Genomic DNA, 16,302 nt, shown 5'->3' with positions numbered 1-16,302 from the left:
TTGTCACCCGAGCATCTGTCACGCGCGCCCCGACTGTTCAGCGACAGCGAGGTTGACGGCTGTCGAGGACAGGTTCGGGCGGGCGATCATGTCGGGCTGTTCGGCGGTTCTGGATCGAGGTCGGCGAACAGACGCAAGTGATCGAGGGCAGCCAGGGTCTCGGCTCGCACTTCCATGGCTGAGGTCTCGAACCTGAGCGTGAAGTACGGATCGGCGTCCATCAGCAACTTCAGGTCCTCGAGACCGTCGTTGTCGAGAGAGGGTGAGACCACGGCCTCCCACACATCGGTACCGGCAAGGGCTGTCACGCTCACCGGGATGCAAGCCAGGCATGTCGATGGGTTGGCCCACCACTCCAGATGCCCCGGCCTCGTGTAACGATCCATTGCCCGAGCGTAGGTGCGGCCTCTCGGGTCGGCTCGGAATATTTGCCTGCGCTGCCCGGCGGGCTCCGCGAAATGGCCCGGAGGTGACTCGCTGCCGCAGCGTCCGGATCGGTGTCCGTTTTCGAGTGCTTCACGGCGTGAACGAGGCGGCGCCGACGCACCCCGCTCGGCATGGTTGGAGGCAGGCCGCCACACGGCTTCCGAGTTCGAAAGCGCCGGATGGCAGGGGTCCCGGCAGGCTCGTGTAGGAGGCGTGGCGCCCTATCCGCAGGGACTGCGAGCGGCTCGCCGAGGCGGGACACTGAGGGTGGGCAAAGACGGCAGAAGGGTGTTCACCGACCTGGTCAAGGTCGGCCGCGCCAAGGTACTCGGAGAGAGAGGGAACCATGCTCGCCATCACCGCCCAGGACCGGGAGGCCGGAGTCAGCGGGCTGACCCTGACCGACCTGCCCCGTCCTCATGCCGCCGAGAACGACGTGATCGTCCGGGTGTGCGCCGCGGGGTTCACGCGCGGAGAACTCGACTGGCCCGCCAGCTGGACCGACCGCGCCGGCCGTGACCGCACTCCGAGCGTGCCCGGGCACGAGGTCTCGGGTGTCGTGACGGACCTCGGCTACGGAACCACCGGCCTCACCGTCGGACAGCGCGTGTTCGGGCTCACCGACTGGGCACGCGACGGCTCACTGGCCGAATATGTCGCCGTCGAGGCCCGGAACCTCGCCCCTCTCCCGGCAGACGTCGATCACACGGCCGCGGCCGCGCTCGTGATCTCAGGGCTGACCGCCTGGCAGGGGTTGTTCGTCCACGCCCGCATCGCGACCGGCCAGACGGTCCTCGTCCACGGCGCGGCAGGCGGTGTCGGGTCGATCGCCGTGCAACTCGCGCGCGAGGCGGGAGCCCGCGTGATCGGGTCCGGTCGTACCGCCGACCGGGAAACGGTCCTCGCTCTGGGCGCACACGCCTTCCTCGACCTGGGGGCGGACCCCCTGGAGAACGCCGGAGAGGTCGACGTCGTATTCGACGTCATCGGTGGTGACATCCTCGACCGCTCGGCCGCGCTCGTACGCGACGGTGGCACTCTCGTCACCATCGCCCAGCCGCCCACGGTCCGGCCTGAGGATGGACGGGCGGTCTTCTTCGTCGTGGAGCCCGATCGCGCCCAGCTTTCCGACCTGGCGGAACGGCTGCGCGCGGGCCGCCTCCAGGTGCGGGTCGGTGAGGTGCGGCCATTGGCCGAGGCGGTCGCGGCACTGGCTTCCGGGCGACGTGCCGGCGGTAGGACGATCATCCGCGTGGGAGGGGACTGAGGGGATCGCCCGGCCGTTCGACCGGCATCACGGCAACGGCCGGCTTGCTCGACCGGCACGACGCCAACGGTCAGGTCGCTCGACCGGCACGACGCCAACGGTCAGGTCGCTCGACCGGCGTCACGGCAACGGCTTCCGAGCCGTGGCCCGATGGCCGCGAAGGTCCGCGATGTGGCCGTCTCAGGCCTCACGACGCCACGGGCCGAGAAGATCCGCAAAGAGCACGGCGCCGGTCGCCCCGCCCCGGCAGGGACAGTGACGACCGGCGCCGCCCCCGAGAGAGGGGGAGGTCCTGCTTGCTACGGCAGGTCACCAATAGTGCTTGCGGCCCGCCACCGCGTGCCCCATGGAGCCCATGATCCACAGGATCGCGCCGATGACGGCGAGGATGATCCCGATCGTCCACAGGATCGATATTCCGGTGAGGAATCCGATGATCAGAAGAATGACGCCGATGAGAAGCATGGCCGCCTCCTGCGCGGAGTAGTGCTGCTCCCTATCGTGTACCCCGAAAATCGCAACCTTGACGGAGTACAGCCCTACTTCGAGCGCACCTGATTTCCACCCCGGGGCCGTGCTGACTCCGCCTGGGGCGCGCGTGAGCCGTGAGGTCTGCGGCGGGCAGCGGGCAGCCAAGGTCGACCTACGGGTGGTCTACGTAGCCGCCGGGCGACCCGGGGCCGGGTCAAGGCGCGATGAGGATGCGATGAGATGCGGTGGTGCCGACGGTGGCCGAGTCGCGTGGTCGTCGGCCGGAAAGGTTCCCCGCGGACGGCACGTCCGCCCGGACGCGGCCCAGCGGCGCCCGGGGCTCCGGTCTCGACGCAGGGTCACGTGTGGGACGACGGAGGCGTCCTGGTCCCGACCCCGTCCTGGTTCCGGCCCGTCCTGGTCCCGGCCGGCGGGGAGCGCGCCGTGCTGCGGATGGCGGGGCGCGGCGGCCTAGCCCACTGGGTCCGGCTTGTAGTCCCGGGCCAACAGGCCGAGCAGCACTTCATCGAGGAACTCGCCCATCACCCAGGCCGACGAGCGCAGTACGCCTTCGCGGACGAAGCCGTTGCGTTCCGCGGCGCGCAGCATCGACGGGTTGTCCGCCAGCGTCTCGATCTGGAGCCGATGCAGGCCGCGTACGACGAAACCGTAGTGGCACAGCACCGCGACCACGTCCGTGCCGTAGCCCTTGCCTCGCGAGGACGGCAGCAGGCCCAGTCCGATGTGCGCGGAGCGGCTGTGGTTGTCGATGCCCCACAGGTTCGCGGTGCCGATCAGCGTGCCGCCTTCGAGTTCGACCACGGAGAACGGGACGTGCCTGTGCTCGTTGTCGTCCACGACGAGCCGCGGGTCCTTCGCGCCGGGCGTGATCGGTCGCCACGGACCGCTCTCGGCCCGCGAGGCGTTGACCACGTCGTCGTAGAGCTCGCTGTGCAGGACCGGAATGTCGTCCTCGTGCCGGGCCCGCAGCCCGACCTTGCTACCCCTCAGCATGCGAGATTCCTATCCGAGTGGAACCTGCGGCGGCAAGCGATTAAAGGATCACGCCGGGCCTTGTGCCGGTGGTGCGTTCACGGTCACTCTCGCCCGGGTCGTCATCCGGCGGTCCATGTCGAGGCACGGGGGCCCGCCGTTGTGGCGAGCGCCACTTGAGGGCCGTACAACCAAAGCGTCGATCTCTGATCGTTACGCCAAGCGACCTTAACGCGCTGGCAAAAGCCGCTGGTTGTGGGCTTTGATTCGGCTCGGCGCGTTCGGAATCGTGGACGCGCCCATGGATGCAAAAGGGTGGGAACGAACGTGAAGTCAGCTCTGGGTCGCGTGCTGGTCGGTGTCGGTATGGCGGCGGCGCTCACCGCGACGGCCGCTTGTGGTGGCCAGGACACCGACGACAAGAGCAGCGGGTCGAAGAAGCCTGCTGCCAAGGCATCGGCATCGCCTGCGGCCCAGGAAGGCCTGAAGCCCCTCACCAAGGCGCAGTTGACGAAGGCCGCGATCACGAAGGCGGATGTGAAGGGGTACCGCGTCGGCAACACGCCCGACGACGAGATCCCGGAGGTGAGCGTGCCCGCGAAGCCCGCCGGCTGCCAGGCCATCGCCGACCTGTTCCTGCTCGGCACCGAGCCTGACGCGGCGGCACGCGTGTCCCGTTCGCTCACGAGCGAGAAGCAGACCGACGCCACGCTGGTGCGGATGGGTCTGCTCGCCCACAAGGAGGCGGACGCCAAGAAGGTGGTCGCCGACCTGCGCACGCAGAGCAAGAAGTGCACCTCCTACGAGCACACCGACTACCAGTACACGGGCATCAAGTCGCTCACGGCCCCGGACTTGGGCGACGAAGCGGTGGCGTACTCGATGACGGGTGCGATCGACGGCAACAAGATCCCGATGAGCTACACGATCGTGCGCAGCGGTTCGACGCTGGTCGTCATCTACGCGATGGACGCGCTCGGCGGAAAGGCCCCCGAGGCGCCGGTCAGTGTCCTGAAGGCCCAGGTCGCCAAGCTCGAGAAGACCGCCTGACAGCAACCTGATCCCGGCTACGGGCCTTGACCCGCGGTGAGCACTCCCGCGGTACACGGCCACGCCCGAGAGGCCCCGATCTGCTCACGCCGAGCAGATCGGGGCCTTTTCGTCGCTGTAGGTGGGGTTGGGCAGTGCGCGGCCTGCTGTGTGCTTGATCGAGCCGCCGTGCGCGGCCCAGGCGCACGGCGTCGGTAACGACCGGAGACAGACGGCGCGCGCCCGTCGGTCAAGCCGACATGGCCTGCTCGTCGCCCTCGGTGTCCTGCGCGCAGGCGCCGGCGAGGTCGTCCAGGGACAGATGCAGTGCGTGGGCCAGGGCGGCCACGGTGAAGAACGCCGGGGTGGGGGCCCGGCCTGTCTCGATCTTGCGCAGTGTCTCGGCGGACACCCCCGCGGCGGCCGCCACGTCCACCATGCTGCGATCACCGCGGGCCTGCCGCAGCAGGGCCCCGAAGCGTTCTCCGCGGAGCCGCTCTTCCGGGCTCAAAGGAACTCTCACCATGCCCGTGATACTAATACCGGTATAAGTATTGGGCAACGCCGCATCGCGAGGAGTCACGGCACATGGTGGAGATCAAGACCGACACGGCACTGGAGGCGATGCGAGAAGCGGGGCGCGTGGTGGCCCAGGCACTCGCGGCCTCCCGCGACGCGGCGGCCGTGGGAGTCCGCATGCGCGAGCTCGACGAGGCCGCCCGCACCGTGCTCACGAAGGCCGGAGCGCGTTCCCCGTTCCTCGGATACCAGCCCTCCTTCGCGCCGATCCCCTTCCCGGCGGTGATCTGCGCCTCGGTCAACGACGCCGTCGCGCACGGCATCCCGGGCGACTACCGCCTGCGTGACGGAGACCTGGTGAGCATCGACTGCGGAGCCGAACTGGACGGCTGGACGGGCGACGCCGCGATCAGTTTCATCGTCGGCACGCCTAGGCCCGTCGACCTCGAACTCATCACGGCCACCCAGCAGGCCCTGGACGCCGGCATCGCCGCCGCCACCGTCGGCCATCGCATCGGTGACATCTCCCATGCCATCAGCACGGTCGCCCGCAAGGCGGGCTGCGGCATGCCGTCCGACTTCGGCGGTCACGGCATCGGCCGGCAGATGCACGAGGACCCCCACGTCCCCAACCACGGACGACCGGGTCGCGGTTTCCCCATGCGCCACGGCCTCACCCTCGCCATCGAACCCATGCTGATGGCCGGAGGGCACAACGACTATCGCACCGACCGAGACGGATGGACCCTGCGCACGATCGACGGCAGCCGAGCCGCGCACTTCGAACACACCATCGCCGTCACTGAGGAGGGTCCCCGCATCCTCACGCTGCCCTGACCGGCGTCCGCGCCTGTCCGAGGCCTCCAGCTCCGGCTTCGGGCACGACTGCAGCGTGGTCTACGGAGCCCAGGGCGGTGAGCTCGTCCGCGAAGAGGCGCGGAGAGCGGCAGTTACATGCTGTGCGAGGTGGTCCGGGTCACCGGTGCCGGGACATCGAGCTTCGGTCCCTCAGTCGTCGCCATTTGAACTCCGCCGTCCGCTCTTCTGCGCGTGGTGCAGAACCGTTCCCACGCCGCGCATCACGGCCGCCACGGCACGAACCCAGGGAGGCCCGCCGAATTCCGCCCACACCACACACACGCAGCCACCCAGGACAAGTACCAGGACGACAAGCAGCACCAGAACAGCCATTTCCCCACCCCTGCGATCGTTCTACGGTCCGGTGATCTTCCCAGGGAAACGATGACGCTCGGCGAGGTCGGCCGGTTCCAGAGGGCCGGGGCCGGGTGCACTGAGGTGCATCGCCTCCGCCTTCAACTGGCCTCCGGTGGCATCAGGGCGCGCTGAGGCTCAGTGGTTGAGAGCGATCAAGGACGCAGACGCCACAGCGACTTCGGCTCCACCTCCATTGCCCCTTCGGTGCGGCAACCGAGTCGCAGGGCCGAGCCGTCTTCGGAGGGACAGAGAAGCCGTGTTGGAGGGGGCAAGGCATGAAACGGCTGCGTGGATCTGTGTCACCACGGTCTGCCGGGACCGCACTCCTCAGGTGACGCGAACTGAGCCGTCGCCGTCCGCGTATTGAGGGTCGGGCCCGGGCCGACGGGACCGCGCTCTCGCTGTCCGAACACCCCCCGTTGGTACGGCAGTTGTCGGCACGGCCTTCCGCCTACGGCTCGTCGCCGCGCCGGCAGTGGACCTGCGCGCAGCGTCCCTCGGTGTGGGGGAGCAGGCAAGTGCGCCGGGGGCGCGGGGGTCACCGACCGCTCCGTCACAATGTCCCGATGACAGATTACGACGAGCACGATCCAGCCCGTCCGCTGCTGCGCCGTCCCGAGGACGGAGAACTCATCGACGTCGCGGGGGTCGCCCACTTCTTCCGGCTCACCGGCGAGCACACGGGCGGACACTTCGCCTTCGAGGAGTTCCGCCTCGCCCCGGGGACCATCGGCGCCAGGCCGCACGTCCATGATGGCCACGACGAGTACTTCTACGTCCTCGAAGGCGAGTTGACGCTGCACACCGGAGACGGGGAGGAGACCGTGGGCCCCGGACACCTGCTCGCCGCCACACGCGGCACCCCGCACGGGTTCCGCAACGCGGGTCCGTCCCCCGCACGGGCTCTCTGTCTCTACACTCCCGCCGGTTACGAGGACTACTTCCGAGATGTCCACGCCGCCCTGAGTGCGGGAGCCGAGGTCACCGACGCTTTGCTGGAGGAGTTCCGGAGTCGCTACCGCACCCGCTCCTTCGCCAATAGTCCGGACCGCTCATAGCCGTCCCCACCGGAGTCCGACCCGGACGCACGCAGTACGTGAGGAGTGGGGAAGGGCCGAGGACGACGCATCCCCACGACACGGCAGCCTCGGGACGCGCCTCGAAAGGGCTCGCGGGCGGACGAAAAGTGGACGCACATGTGACTGGCACGGCCGCGAGGGGGAGTGGAGTCGTACGGCCGATGTGCTCCCCCTCCCGTCGGGCCGTTCATCCTGTCTTCCCGTGCGTACAACCCTTTGTCCACTCGCGGGGTCGTAGACCACCGAAGCCCATGCCGTCATCGGCTCCGGGACCACAGACAGGGAGCATCACTTTGCGCGCTCGTACTCTGGCCGCTGCCACGGCTGCCGTCCTCGCCGTCGCCGGGCTCGGTGCCCCCGGGGCCGTCGCGGCACCCTCCGCACTCGCGGACGACTTCAACGGAGACGGCTACCGCGACCTGGCCATCGGTACGCCGAAGGCCAGTGGCGGAACGGTCACCGTCCTGTTCGGCTCGGCTTCCGGCGTCAGACCCGCGCGCTCGGTGAACATCACGCAGAACACGCCTGGTGTGCCGGGTACCTCGGAGTCCGAGGACAAGTTCGGTGAGAACGTCACCAGCGGTGATGTCGACGGAGACGGCTACGCAGACCTGATCGTCGGTGCCCCCTTCGAGCAGGTGACAGGCAAGCCGCGCGGCTCGGTCACCATAGTGTGGGGCGGACCGACCCCCTTCACCTCCGGAGGCATGACGCTCACCGCCCCGACCGGCGAGGCCTTCGCCTTCGGGGAGGGCACCGCCTTCGCCGACATCGACGGCGACGGCACCGGCAACCTGGTCGTCATCGGCGCCGACACCTTCTGGTGGTACGCCGACGGGAAGCCGACCCAGGACGGGGCGCTGGCGCCGGAGGTGGGTTTCCTGCCCGAGAACGTCCTCCTGGACGGTGTCGTCGCGGGACACTTCTCCGGCACCGACGGCAGCGACTACGTGCTGCACGGACGGAAGATGGACCCGGACAACGGAACGACCGGCAACTACGTCGGGCTCCTGCGCGGCGGCCCCGGGGACCTCGGCCGCTCCTACTCGGTGCTGGCCGAAGGCACCGCCCCACAGGGGGCGTCCTGGGCACCGGCCGTGGACGGCGGGGACATCAACGGTGACGGATACGACGACCTGGTCACCGGCAACACGGCGGTCGGGCAGGGTGGTTCGTTCACCGTGCGGTACGGCAAGGCGACGGGACTCCCGGTCACGGGCACGACCTACACCCAGGCCAGTGCGGGCGTCCCCGGCACCGACGAGCGGTACGACAACTTCGGGGCAGCGGTGGCGGTGGGGGACGCGACCGGTGACGGGCGCGCTGACGTGGCGGTCGGCGCCTCGTACGAGACCGTGGACGGCCACAGCAACGTCGGCAACATCGTGTTCCTGAAGGGCGGTTCAGGGGGTCTGACCACGAGTGCCGCCCAGTCCTTCCACCAGGCCACTTCCGGTGTGCCGGGTGCCGCCGAGGCGGGCGACCACTTCGGCTCCTCGCTGCGGCTGCGTGACATCAACGGCAACGGCCGGGCGGACCTGGCGGTCGGCGCGTTCGGCGAGGACGTCCTGCCCAACGGATACGACGACGGCGCCGCCTGGGTCCTGCGGGGTGCGACCACGGGCCTGACGAGCACCTACGCGACGGCCTTCAACGCGACGGACTTCGGCTATCCCGTCGTCGAGGGACGCAGGTTCGCGGACACTTTCGGCCGCTGAGCCGTCTCGCCGGACGACTCAGCGGCCGAAGTGTCGAGTAACGGCCCACGAGTGGCGCTCCCGGAGTCGGACACCGGGAGCGCCAGTCCGTCAGCTCCAGTCCGTCAGCTCGCGAGCAGGCCCGTGTTGGAGCTGGAGCCCTGGAACTGCAGGTAGTAGGAAGCTCCGGGAACCGAGTTCTTGAAGATCACCGTCCAGGTCCCCTTCGGAGCGGTCTTCCAGTCGTGACACCTGTTCACGGTGCAGACCCGGACGGTGCGGGTGGAGTCCGTCTTGATGTTGATGTCGTTGCAGTTGCCGTCCACGACGTCCCACTGGCCGTAGTTGGGATAGTGGGCGTAGCCGCCGTTGGCGCCGGGCTCGGCCCAGTATCCGTAAGCCGACCCGTAGCAGGACAGAGCACTGCCCGCCGCCGTGGCGGAGGCTTCGGATGCCTGCGCGGGCACGCCGGTGGCCACCAGAACGGCGGCGGTGCCGGCCAGTGCCGCGGCAACTCGCCTTGCTGTCTTCGTCATTGATCCCCCAGTTTCGATCGGAAGCGCTCTCCCGCGCCTTGCGGAGAGCGCGTTGTGGATGGGCCGGTGGAGCGCAAGATGCTTCGCCGGTGAGGTGTGCGCATGGCGTCGGGTGGTCGGCCGGACCGGTCGGCGGACGCACAGGGCGCCGCCGGTCGTCGACAAGCGTCGCCGGGATCGCAGGACGGCGCTTGTACGAATGCGACCTGCGGCCGTGCCGTGGGAGCGGTTCTGGCCATCCCCTGTTGTTCCGCTCTGACCAGCGGCGGCTTCTCCTACGATCGCTGGGTGTTCGCGTCGACCGATGGGGGATCGGGACATGCACGAGTTACTCAGCCGGCCCGCGGCCGCGCACCTGCGCGCAGAGGTTCTGGGCTATCGCGGCTTCCGCTTCGACGTGATCGGAGTCCGGCGCAGACTGCTGGTGCCCGACGGCGTGGTGAAGGTGATGCTGGGCTTCGGCGACCAGCTGCGGGTGGTGGACACCTGCGATCCGGTGTGCGCCGGCAGCGGGGCGTCCCTCACCAACGGTGTCAGGGCGACCGCCGCGATCGGTGAGCACACCGGTCTCATCCACGGTGTGACCGTCCTGCTCACTCCGCTCGCCGCCCACCGGCTGTTCAAGGTGCCCATGTCGGAGTGGAGCCGGCTGCCGGTGGCGCCCGAGGAGCTGTGCCGTTCCCCGTGGGCTGAACTGCCGGCCCGCCTGGCGGAGATCCCGCACTGGGGTGGTCGGTTCGCCCTGCTGGACCAGGTGCTCCAGGAGGCCCTGGCGTCGAATCCCGCGGGCAGTCCCGAAGTGGCCTGGGCGTGGCGCAGAATCCAGCGTTCGTGCGGGCGCACCCGCATCGAGGACCTGGCGCGGGAGACCGGCTGGAGCCGCCGGCACCTCGAACGGCGCTTCCGCTGCCAGATCGGGCTGAGCCCAAAGGGCGCGGCTCAGATCATGCGCTTGCAGACGGCTCTGGCGCTGAGGGAGACGGGGTCGACCTGGTCCGATGCCGCGGCACAGGCCGGCTATCACGATCAGCCGCACTTCGACCGCACCTTCAAGGCGATGACGGGCCGTACGCCCAGCGCCTTCTACGCGAACCGCATGGCCGCTTCCCCGCACGACGCGCAGGACTTCGTACCGGGGCAGGTCACGAGTGCCGTGCTCAGGCACCGGGCATGACGTTCACCTCGTCTGCGGACGGCCGAAGAGCAGTTCGTAGCCGGGAGGGAGCTGGAGGAGGAGCTGGTTGGTCAGCTCGTCGCCCGCGATGTCGGCGACGACGCTGAGGACGGCGCTCACGTCCCATGCCGCTGTCTTCTCCGAGGCGCCTTCGATCCACGCGGAGGTCGCCCGGATGAATCGTTCCGGAGAAAGGGGCTCGTGGGCCTGGAGCGGGTTGAGGAGGATGAGCGCCAGCGTCTCGGGAAGGCGGGCGGCCAGTGCCGCCCGCACCTCGCCCACCAGATGAGCGCCGAGGAGGCCGAGGACGACGCGGGAGGATCGTTCGGCTTCTTGCGGGGTGGGGTACTGGCCGCGCTCTTGGACCGCGGCGACGAACGCGCTCCAGTGCATACGCATGACAGCCTCCGAGTAGCGCTCCGAGCGGGCTCCGAACGGGGTGGGAACCTGTGGTGCGGCTCCCACCCGCCACCTGTCGCGGTCTCAGCCGCCGATCTGCTTGCGCGTGTCGCCGCCGCTGATGGTGATCTTGCGGGGCTTGGCCTGTTCGGCGACCGGGATCGTCAGCCGCAGGACACCGGCTTCGTAGGAGGCGTCGATCCGCTCGGTGTCCAGGGTCTCACCGAGGAACAGCTGGCGGCTGAACGTGCCCGCGGGCCGTTCCGTGATCACGACCTCCGCGTTCTGCTCGGCGCTCGGGCGGCGTTCGGCCCTGACGGTCAGAACGTTGCGCTCGACGTCCAGGTCGATGCTCTCGGGGGCCACGCCCGGCAGGTCCAGTTCGACCACGAAGGTGTCACCGACGCGGAAGGCGTCCATCGGCATGGCCGCGGGCTTCGCGGCGGTCCCCAGCACCTGCTGGGTGAGCCGGTCGAGCTCCCGGAAGGGGTCGGTTCGCATGAGCATCTTCGGTCAACTCCTCTCCGCAGACGGGATGCGCATGAGACGACACCCACCTATATACCTCGCGTCATGAAACTTGACAAGAGGAGGCTCAGTTTCGGCATCGCTGCTGGTCATCTGCTTGCCGAAGGGCCTGCATGGGCGGCGCGAGTCCTGTCCTGGCGGACAGGTGAAGGGGGAGTCCGGTATCGCTCCACGTCCTTGCCGGGATTTGGTGTTCACCGCGCGCCCCGCGCGGCTAAAGTTTGTCATACGACAAGAAACAGCGAGTGACGTGTCCATTACTCAGGAATGCGTCCAGGGGTGCGGGCCGAGTCGGCGCGTCTCCTCGCACAGCCTTGCGTCTTCGCTCAACCCGATGCCGTCGCCAGGAAGGTCCGTGATGCAGGCCTCCAGCAGCGTCATCTCCACTCTCACCATCGATTCGGACGGTGAGCTGGCACGGGTGCGCCAGCACGTACGCCGTGCGGCCGCCGATCTGGGCATGGGTCTGGTGGCTCAGACCAAACTGGTCACCGCCGTCAGTGAACTGGCACGCAACACCCTCATCCACGGGGGTGGCGGGAAGGCGGAGATCGCCTACGAGGAGGCCGGCGGGAGGCGCGGGTTGCGGGTCGTCTTCACCGATCGCGGTCCCGGCATCGCCGACGTCGAGCAGGCGCTGTCCGACGGATACACCTCTGGCGGCGGCTTGGGTCTCGGGCTCAGCGGCGCCAGGCGTCTCGTCCACGAGTTCGATATCGACAGCACCCCCGGTCTCGGCACCACGATCCGGATCGTCATGTGGGCGCCCCACGTACCCGCCCCGGTGAGAAACGTGAAGGACCGGACTCCGGTCACGCCGCTCGCGCGGCAGTAACCGCCGGACCGGCTTCACCGCCGAACCCGGGGCGTCTCCGGTCAACGGGCACGCCGGGAGATGCCGGCGCCGGTCGTGCTGCTCCATCCGCTGCACATATCGGGACAAGGGGTATCGAGGCCGGTAGGTTCTCGTCTCGGTCGAGCGGAGCCCGGAGCGGTACCGGCCTGCCGCCCGACCTGGGAGCCGACGTGTGCGGAAGAGGCGCCTGCGCGGGACCGGCAGCGCCGAACCGGAGCCGTCCTCACCCTGTCGGCGGCAACGGCATGAACGGCGCCGGGTGAAGGCCACTCACCGAGGCGTGACCCGCGGGCCGGGACGTACAGACAGGGACGCCATGACCGAAACCGATGCCCCGGCCGACAGCGCGGCCGGGCCACCCCAGCAGGCGGCGAAACTGACCCTGCTGACGCTGACCGCGATGGTCGTCGGCTCGATGGTGGGCGCGGGTGTCTTCTCGCTCCCGCGGCGTTTCGCACAGGAGACCGGGGTCGCCGGTGCGCTGATCGCGTGGGCTGTCGCCGGCACCGGCATGCTGATGCTCGCCTTCGTCTTCCAGACCCTCGCCGTACGCAGACCCGACCTCGACGCCGGGGTCTACGCGTACGCCAAGGCCGGCTTCGGCGAATACCTCGGCTTCTTCGCCGCGTTCGGCTACTGGGCCAGCGCGTGCGTGGGCAACGTGACGTACTGGGTGCTGATCATGTCCACGATCGGCGCCATCTGGCCGGCGCTCGGCGACGGCGACACCCTCCTGGCCGCGGTGCTCTCCTCCTTCGGCGTGTGGGCGTTCTACTTCCTGATCCGCCGGGGCGTGAAGGAAGCGGCGGCGATCAACCGCATCGTCACCGTCGCCAAGGTCGTGCCCATCCTGGTCTTCGTCATCCTGGCGCTCTTCTACCTCAAGGTGGACGTCTTCGCCGACAACTTCGGTGGCGCCGACTACGCGGGCTCCCTGTTCGACCAGGTCCGCGGCACCATGCTCGCCACCGTCTTCGTGTTCCTCGGAGTGGAGGGCGCCAGCGTCTACTCCCGGCACGCCAAGCGGCGCGAGGACGTGGGGCGGGCGACGGTACTGGGGTTCCTCAGCGTCTTCGCCGTCTTCGCCTCGGTCACCATCGTGTCCTACGGGATCCTCCCCATGGCGGAGATCGCCGAACTGCGCCAGCCCTCCATGGCCGGGGTGCTGGAGGCGGCGGTCGGCACCTGGGGCAGTGTCTTCGTCAGCGTCGGGCTGATCGTGTCCGTCCTGGGGGCCTACCTCGCCTGGACCCTGATGGCTGCCGAGGTGCTCTTCGTCGCGGCGAAGGACGACGACATGCCCCGCTTCCTGCGCCGCTCCAACCACGCCGACGTGCCCGTCCCGGCATTGCTGATGACCGCCCTGCTCACCCAGGTCGTCCTGTTCGTCACCCTGCTCTCCGAGAACGCCTTCAACTTCGCACTCGACCTGACCAGTGCGCTCACCCTGATCCCGTTCCTTCTCGCGGCCGCCTTCGCTCTCAAGATCCGAGTGCGGCCCGACTCCGGCACCCGCGGCGGACGAGGCACCCGCCGGGAACTGGTCGTGGCGGGACTCGCCACGCTCTACACCGCGTTCCTGCTGTACGCGGCGGGCCTGAAGTTCGTCCTGGTGTCCTTCATCATCTACGCGCCGGCGACGGTCCTGTTCGTGATGGCCCGCCGGGAACAGGGCAGGACGGTGTTCTCACCGGCCGAACTCGTCATCCTCGCCGTGTCCGTGGCCGGCGCGGTCCTCGGCCTTGTCGCCCTGGCCGCCGGCTGGATCAGCCTCTGACCTCCCGCCCCACCGTCGGCCGCACCCTTTGGAAAGGCACCCGTGAACCGCAACGACACCAACGGCAAGCCGCTCTACGGCGTCCATTCCGAGGTCGGCCGCCTCCACAAGGTGCTGGTCTGCGCCCCCGGCCTGGCCCACCGCCGCCTGACCCCGACCAACTCCGACGACCTCCTCTTCGACGACGTCCTGTGGGTGGAGAACGCCCAGCGCGACCACGCCGACTTCGTCGACAAGCTCACCCGGCGCGGCGTCGAGGTCGTCGAACTGCACGACCTGCTCGCCCAGACCATGGCGATCCCCGAGGCCAAGGACTGGCTCCTCGACCGCAAGATCACCGCCAACGAGGTAGGGACGGGCCTCGTCGACCCCACCCGCGCCTTCCTGGAGACACTCGCGCCGCGTCAGCTCGCCGAATACCTCATCGGAGGGCTCGCCACCACGGACCTGCCCGAGGAGTTCCGGTCCGGCTACCTGGCGCTGGTCCGCGAGTCCACCGGCGTACGCGAGTACCTGATGCCGCCGCTGCCCAACACGCTCTACACCCGCGACACGACGTGCTGGCTCTACGAGGGCGTGACGCTGAACCCGCTGTACTGGCCCGCCCGGCACGACGAGACACTGCTGATGAAGGCCATCTACACCTTCCACCCCGACTTCGCCCACGCGACCGTGTGGTGGGGCGATCCGGAGACCGACTGGAGGCAGGCCACCTTCGAGGGCGGCGACATCATGCCGGTGGGCGGGGGCGTCGTCCTGATGGGCATGAGTGAACGCACCTCCCGCCAGGCCATCACCCAGGTCGCCGCAGCCCTGTTCGCCCAAGGTGCCGCAGAGCACGTCATCGTCGCCGGCATGCCCCGGCTGCGCTCGGCGATGCACCTGGACACCGTGTTCACGTTCGCCGACCGCGACATCGTGACCCTCTACCCGAAGATCATGGACGCGGTGCACACGTTCTCCCTGCGCCCCAGCGACCGGGCTCCCGGCCTGCACATCACCGACGAGGGCTCACGCCCCTTCACCGACGTCGTCGCCCACGCCCTGGGACTGTCCTCGCTTCAGGTGATCGCCACCGGTGGAGACGAGTACGCCTCCGAACGCCAGCAGTGGGACAGCGGCAACAACGCGGTCGCCCTGGAGCCGGGCGTGGTCTTCACCTACGACCGCAACACCCAGACCAACACGCTGCTGCGCAAGGCGGGCGTCGAGGTGATCACCATCGTCGGCGCCGAGTTGGGCCGTGGACGCGGCGGCGGCCACTGCATGACATGCCCCCTCGTACGGGAACCCGTCGGCTTCTGACCCCCGTCCGACAGACTTACGAGGAGGATCCGGCCGGGGGAGCGGGGAGCGGGGAGCGGGGAGGTGGGCAGGGCCGTGCTGACTTCCTTCTGCCGGGTCGGTCTACCGGGCCCGACGGACACCCTGGCTGAGGAGACGCCGGCCGTGTCAGTATCGGCCGGGCAGGTGTCCTCACCCGTGGAGGCAGGTTTCCGATGCGTCTGCATCCAGGCGAGACCGAGGCCGACGGCTGGCGGGTGGTGACGATGCTCGACGCCGTCCGGCAACTGCGTGACGCATCACCCGACGTGACGGGACGTCCGCGGGTGACCGCCATCGACGGCAGGGGCGGCGCCGGCAAGACGACTCTGGCCGAGCGGCTGCGCAAGGTGGTGCCCAACTCCGCCGTCGTGCACACCGACGACATCGCCTGGAACCACGCTTACTTCGACTGGGGCGCCGTCCTCGTCGAGAAGATCCTGCAACCCCTGCACCGGGGTGAGGCGGTGGACTACCGCCCTGATTCCTGGAGCCGGTACGGCCGGCCGGGATCGATCACCATCCCCGCCGGTGCCGACTTCGTCTGGGTCGAGGGCACCGGCATCATCCGCGCAGAGCTTGCCCCGTGGTTGGACACCTCGGCGTGGATGCAAGGTGACCTCGACGAGCAAGAGCGCTTGTTGGCGGTCCGCGACGGCGACTCCCTCGAGCAGCGGGAGCACGTGGCGAACTGGCTGCTGGAGGAACTGCCGTTCATCGTGCGAGAGCAGCCGTGGGCGCGAGCCACCATGATCGTCGCCGGCCCTCCGCACATCGACCATGACTTGGACACCGAGTTGGTCGTCGCCCCGCCGACCAGGCCCAGCTCGGCCGAACCAACCGCAGCCCGCGGGTGAGTGGCATCCTGCCGGATCGCGGCGTACAACTCGACGATCACGTCGAAACGGCTCCCGCTCAACCACGCGGTCCTGGACGCAGCCGGCGGTGATACGCGACACGGCGTCTGGGTCCAGATCGGAGATCGTGGGCACTTGCGAGGACATCGCGGCGAG

18 protein-coding genes are annotated in these 16,302 nt (G+C 69.1%); 10 read left to right on the top strand and 8 right to left on the bottom strand.

Annotated features, from left to right (window positions below; translation table 11 throughout):
• Positions 1-86: 86 nt before the first annotated feature.
• Complete coding sequence (locus tag ACZ4VA_RS05420) at positions 87-386, bottom strand: hypothetical protein (protein WP_356170672.1); 300 nt, start codon at positions 384-386, stop codon at positions 87-89.
• 386 nt (positions 387-772) lie between these two features.
• On the opposite strand from ACZ4VA_RS05420, the gene ACZ4VA_RS05415 reads away from it, so the two are divergent.
• On the top strand, positions 773-1,693 hold the full coding sequence (locus tag ACZ4VA_RS05415) for an NADP-dependent oxidoreductase (protein WP_468079925.1): 921 nt from the start codon (positions 773-775) through the stop codon (positions 1,691-1,693).
• 309 nt (positions 1,694-2,002) lie between these two features.
• Here ACZ4VA_RS05415 and ACZ4VA_RS05410 read toward each other — a convergent pair whose 3' ends face one another.
• Positions 2,003-2,158: a DUF6131 family protein gene (locus ACZ4VA_RS05410; RefSeq protein ID WP_355794809.1), complete on the bottom strand. Its 156-nt coding sequence runs from the start codon at positions 2,156-2,158 to the stop codon at positions 2,003-2,005.
• 477 nt (positions 2,159-2,635) lie between these two features.
• Positions 2,636-3,178: a GNAT family N-acetyltransferase gene (locus tag ACZ4VA_RS05405; protein ID WP_468079923.1), complete on the bottom strand. Its 543-nt coding sequence runs from the start codon at positions 3,176-3,178 to the stop codon at positions 2,636-2,638.
• A gap of 306 nt (positions 3,179-3,484) precedes the next feature.
• On the opposite strand from ACZ4VA_RS05405, the gene ACZ4VA_RS05400 reads away from it, so the two are divergent.
• Positions 3,485-4,207 (top strand): hypothetical protein, encoded by a 723-nt coding sequence (locus ACZ4VA_RS05400; protein ID WP_356170680.1) that lies wholly within the window; start codon positions 3,485-3,487, stop codon positions 4,205-4,207.
• Between the two features lie 229 nt (positions 4,208-4,436).
• Here ACZ4VA_RS05400 and ACZ4VA_RS05395 read toward each other — a convergent pair whose 3' ends face one another.
• A complete protein-coding gene (locus ACZ4VA_RS05395; protein ID WP_355786686.1) occupies positions 4,437-4,712 on the bottom strand; it encodes a helix-turn-helix domain-containing protein in 276 nt (91 codons plus the stop codon).
• A gap of 62 nt (positions 4,713-4,774) precedes the next feature.
• Here ACZ4VA_RS05395 and map point away from each other — a divergent pair, with 62 nt between their 5' ends.
• A complete protein-coding gene (gene map / locus ACZ4VA_RS05390) occupies positions 4,775-5,542 on the top strand; it encodes a type I methionyl aminopeptidase (RefSeq protein WP_468079920.1) in 768 nt (255 codons plus the stop codon).
• Between the two features lie 171 nt (positions 5,543-5,713).
• On the opposite strand, the gene ACZ4VA_RS05385 is transcribed toward map, so the two are convergent.
• On the bottom strand, positions 5,714-5,896 hold the full coding sequence (locus ACZ4VA_RS05385) for a hypothetical protein (RefSeq protein WP_468079918.1): 183 nt from the start codon (positions 5,894-5,896) through the stop codon (positions 5,714-5,716).
• A gap of 590 nt (positions 5,897-6,486) precedes the next feature.
• On the opposite strand from ACZ4VA_RS05385, the gene ACZ4VA_RS05380 reads away from it, so the two are divergent.
• Together ACZ4VA_RS05380 and ACZ4VA_RS05375 are read left to right on the top strand one after the other, a co-directional pair.
• On the top strand, positions 6,487-6,978 hold the full coding sequence (locus ACZ4VA_RS05380) for a cupin domain-containing protein (protein ID WP_468079916.1): 492 nt from the start codon (positions 6,487-6,489) through the stop codon (positions 6,976-6,978).
• Positions 6,979-7,292: 314 nt separating this feature from the next.
• On the top strand, positions 7,293-8,717 hold the full coding sequence (locus ACZ4VA_RS05375; protein WP_468079914.1) for an FG-GAP-like repeat-containing protein: 1,425 nt from the start codon (positions 7,293-7,295) through the stop codon (positions 8,715-8,717).
• 104 nt (positions 8,718-8,821) lie between these two features.
• Here ACZ4VA_RS05375 and ACZ4VA_RS05370 read toward each other — a convergent pair whose 3' ends face one another.
• A complete protein-coding gene (locus tag ACZ4VA_RS05370) occupies positions 8,822-9,232 on the bottom strand; it encodes a hypothetical protein (RefSeq protein ID WP_389389798.1) in 411 nt (136 codons plus the stop codon).
• A gap of 319 nt (positions 9,233-9,551) precedes the next feature.
• On the opposite strand from ACZ4VA_RS05370, the gene ACZ4VA_RS05365 reads away from it, so the two are divergent.
• Positions 9,552-10,406 carry a helix-turn-helix domain-containing protein gene (locus ACZ4VA_RS05365; RefSeq protein WP_468079912.1) on the top strand — a complete coding sequence of 285 codons (855 nt, stop codon included), beginning with the start codon at positions 9,552-9,554 and terminating at the stop codon, positions 10,404-10,406.
• 3 nt (positions 10,407-10,409) lie between these two features.
• On the opposite strand, the gene ACZ4VA_RS05360 is transcribed toward ACZ4VA_RS05365, so the two are convergent.
• On the bottom strand, positions 10,410-10,805 hold the full coding sequence (locus ACZ4VA_RS05360; protein ID WP_468079910.1) for a DUF2267 domain-containing protein: 396 nt from the start codon (positions 10,803-10,805) through the stop codon (positions 10,410-10,412).
• Positions 10,806-10,889: 84 nt separating this feature from the next.
• Complete coding sequence (locus ACZ4VA_RS05355; RefSeq protein WP_389389795.1) at positions 10,890-11,312, bottom strand: Hsp20/alpha crystallin family protein; 423 nt, start codon at positions 11,310-11,312, stop codon at positions 10,890-10,892.
• 379 nt (positions 11,313-11,691) lie between these two features.
• Here ACZ4VA_RS05355 and ACZ4VA_RS05350 point away from each other — a divergent pair, with 379 nt between their 5' ends.
• The 4 genes from ACZ4VA_RS05350 (at position 11,692) to ACZ4VA_RS05335 (ending at position 16,146) form a co-directional block, all read left to right on the top strand.
• Entirely contained in the window at positions 11,692-12,168 is a 477-nt protein-coding gene (locus tag ACZ4VA_RS05350; RefSeq protein ID WP_468080317.1) for an anti-sigma regulatory factor, read from the top strand.
• A 337-nt stretch (positions 12,169-12,505) separates the two neighbouring features.
• On the top strand, positions 12,506-13,966 hold the full coding sequence (locus tag ACZ4VA_RS05345) for a basic amino acid/polyamine antiporter (protein WP_389389794.1): 1,461 nt from the start codon (positions 12,506-12,508) through the stop codon (positions 13,964-13,966).
• A 42-nt stretch (positions 13,967-14,008) separates the two neighbouring features.
• Positions 14,009-15,271 carry an arginine deiminase gene (locus ACZ4VA_RS05340; RefSeq protein ID WP_468079907.1) on the top strand — a complete coding sequence of 421 codons (1,263 nt, stop codon included), beginning with the start codon at positions 14,009-14,011 and terminating at the stop codon, positions 15,269-15,271.
• 194 nt (positions 15,272-15,465) lie between these two features.
• Entirely contained in the window at positions 15,466-16,146 is a 681-nt protein-coding gene (locus tag ACZ4VA_RS05335) for a hypothetical protein (protein WP_468079905.1), read from the top strand.
• Positions 16,147-16,302 lie beyond the last annotated feature (156 nt).

Source organism: Streptomyces sp. NPDC028308 (assembly GCF_055565855.1).
Note: the sequence above shows the minus strand (reverse complement) of the source record. Positions and strands in the feature narration are given on the sequence as shown.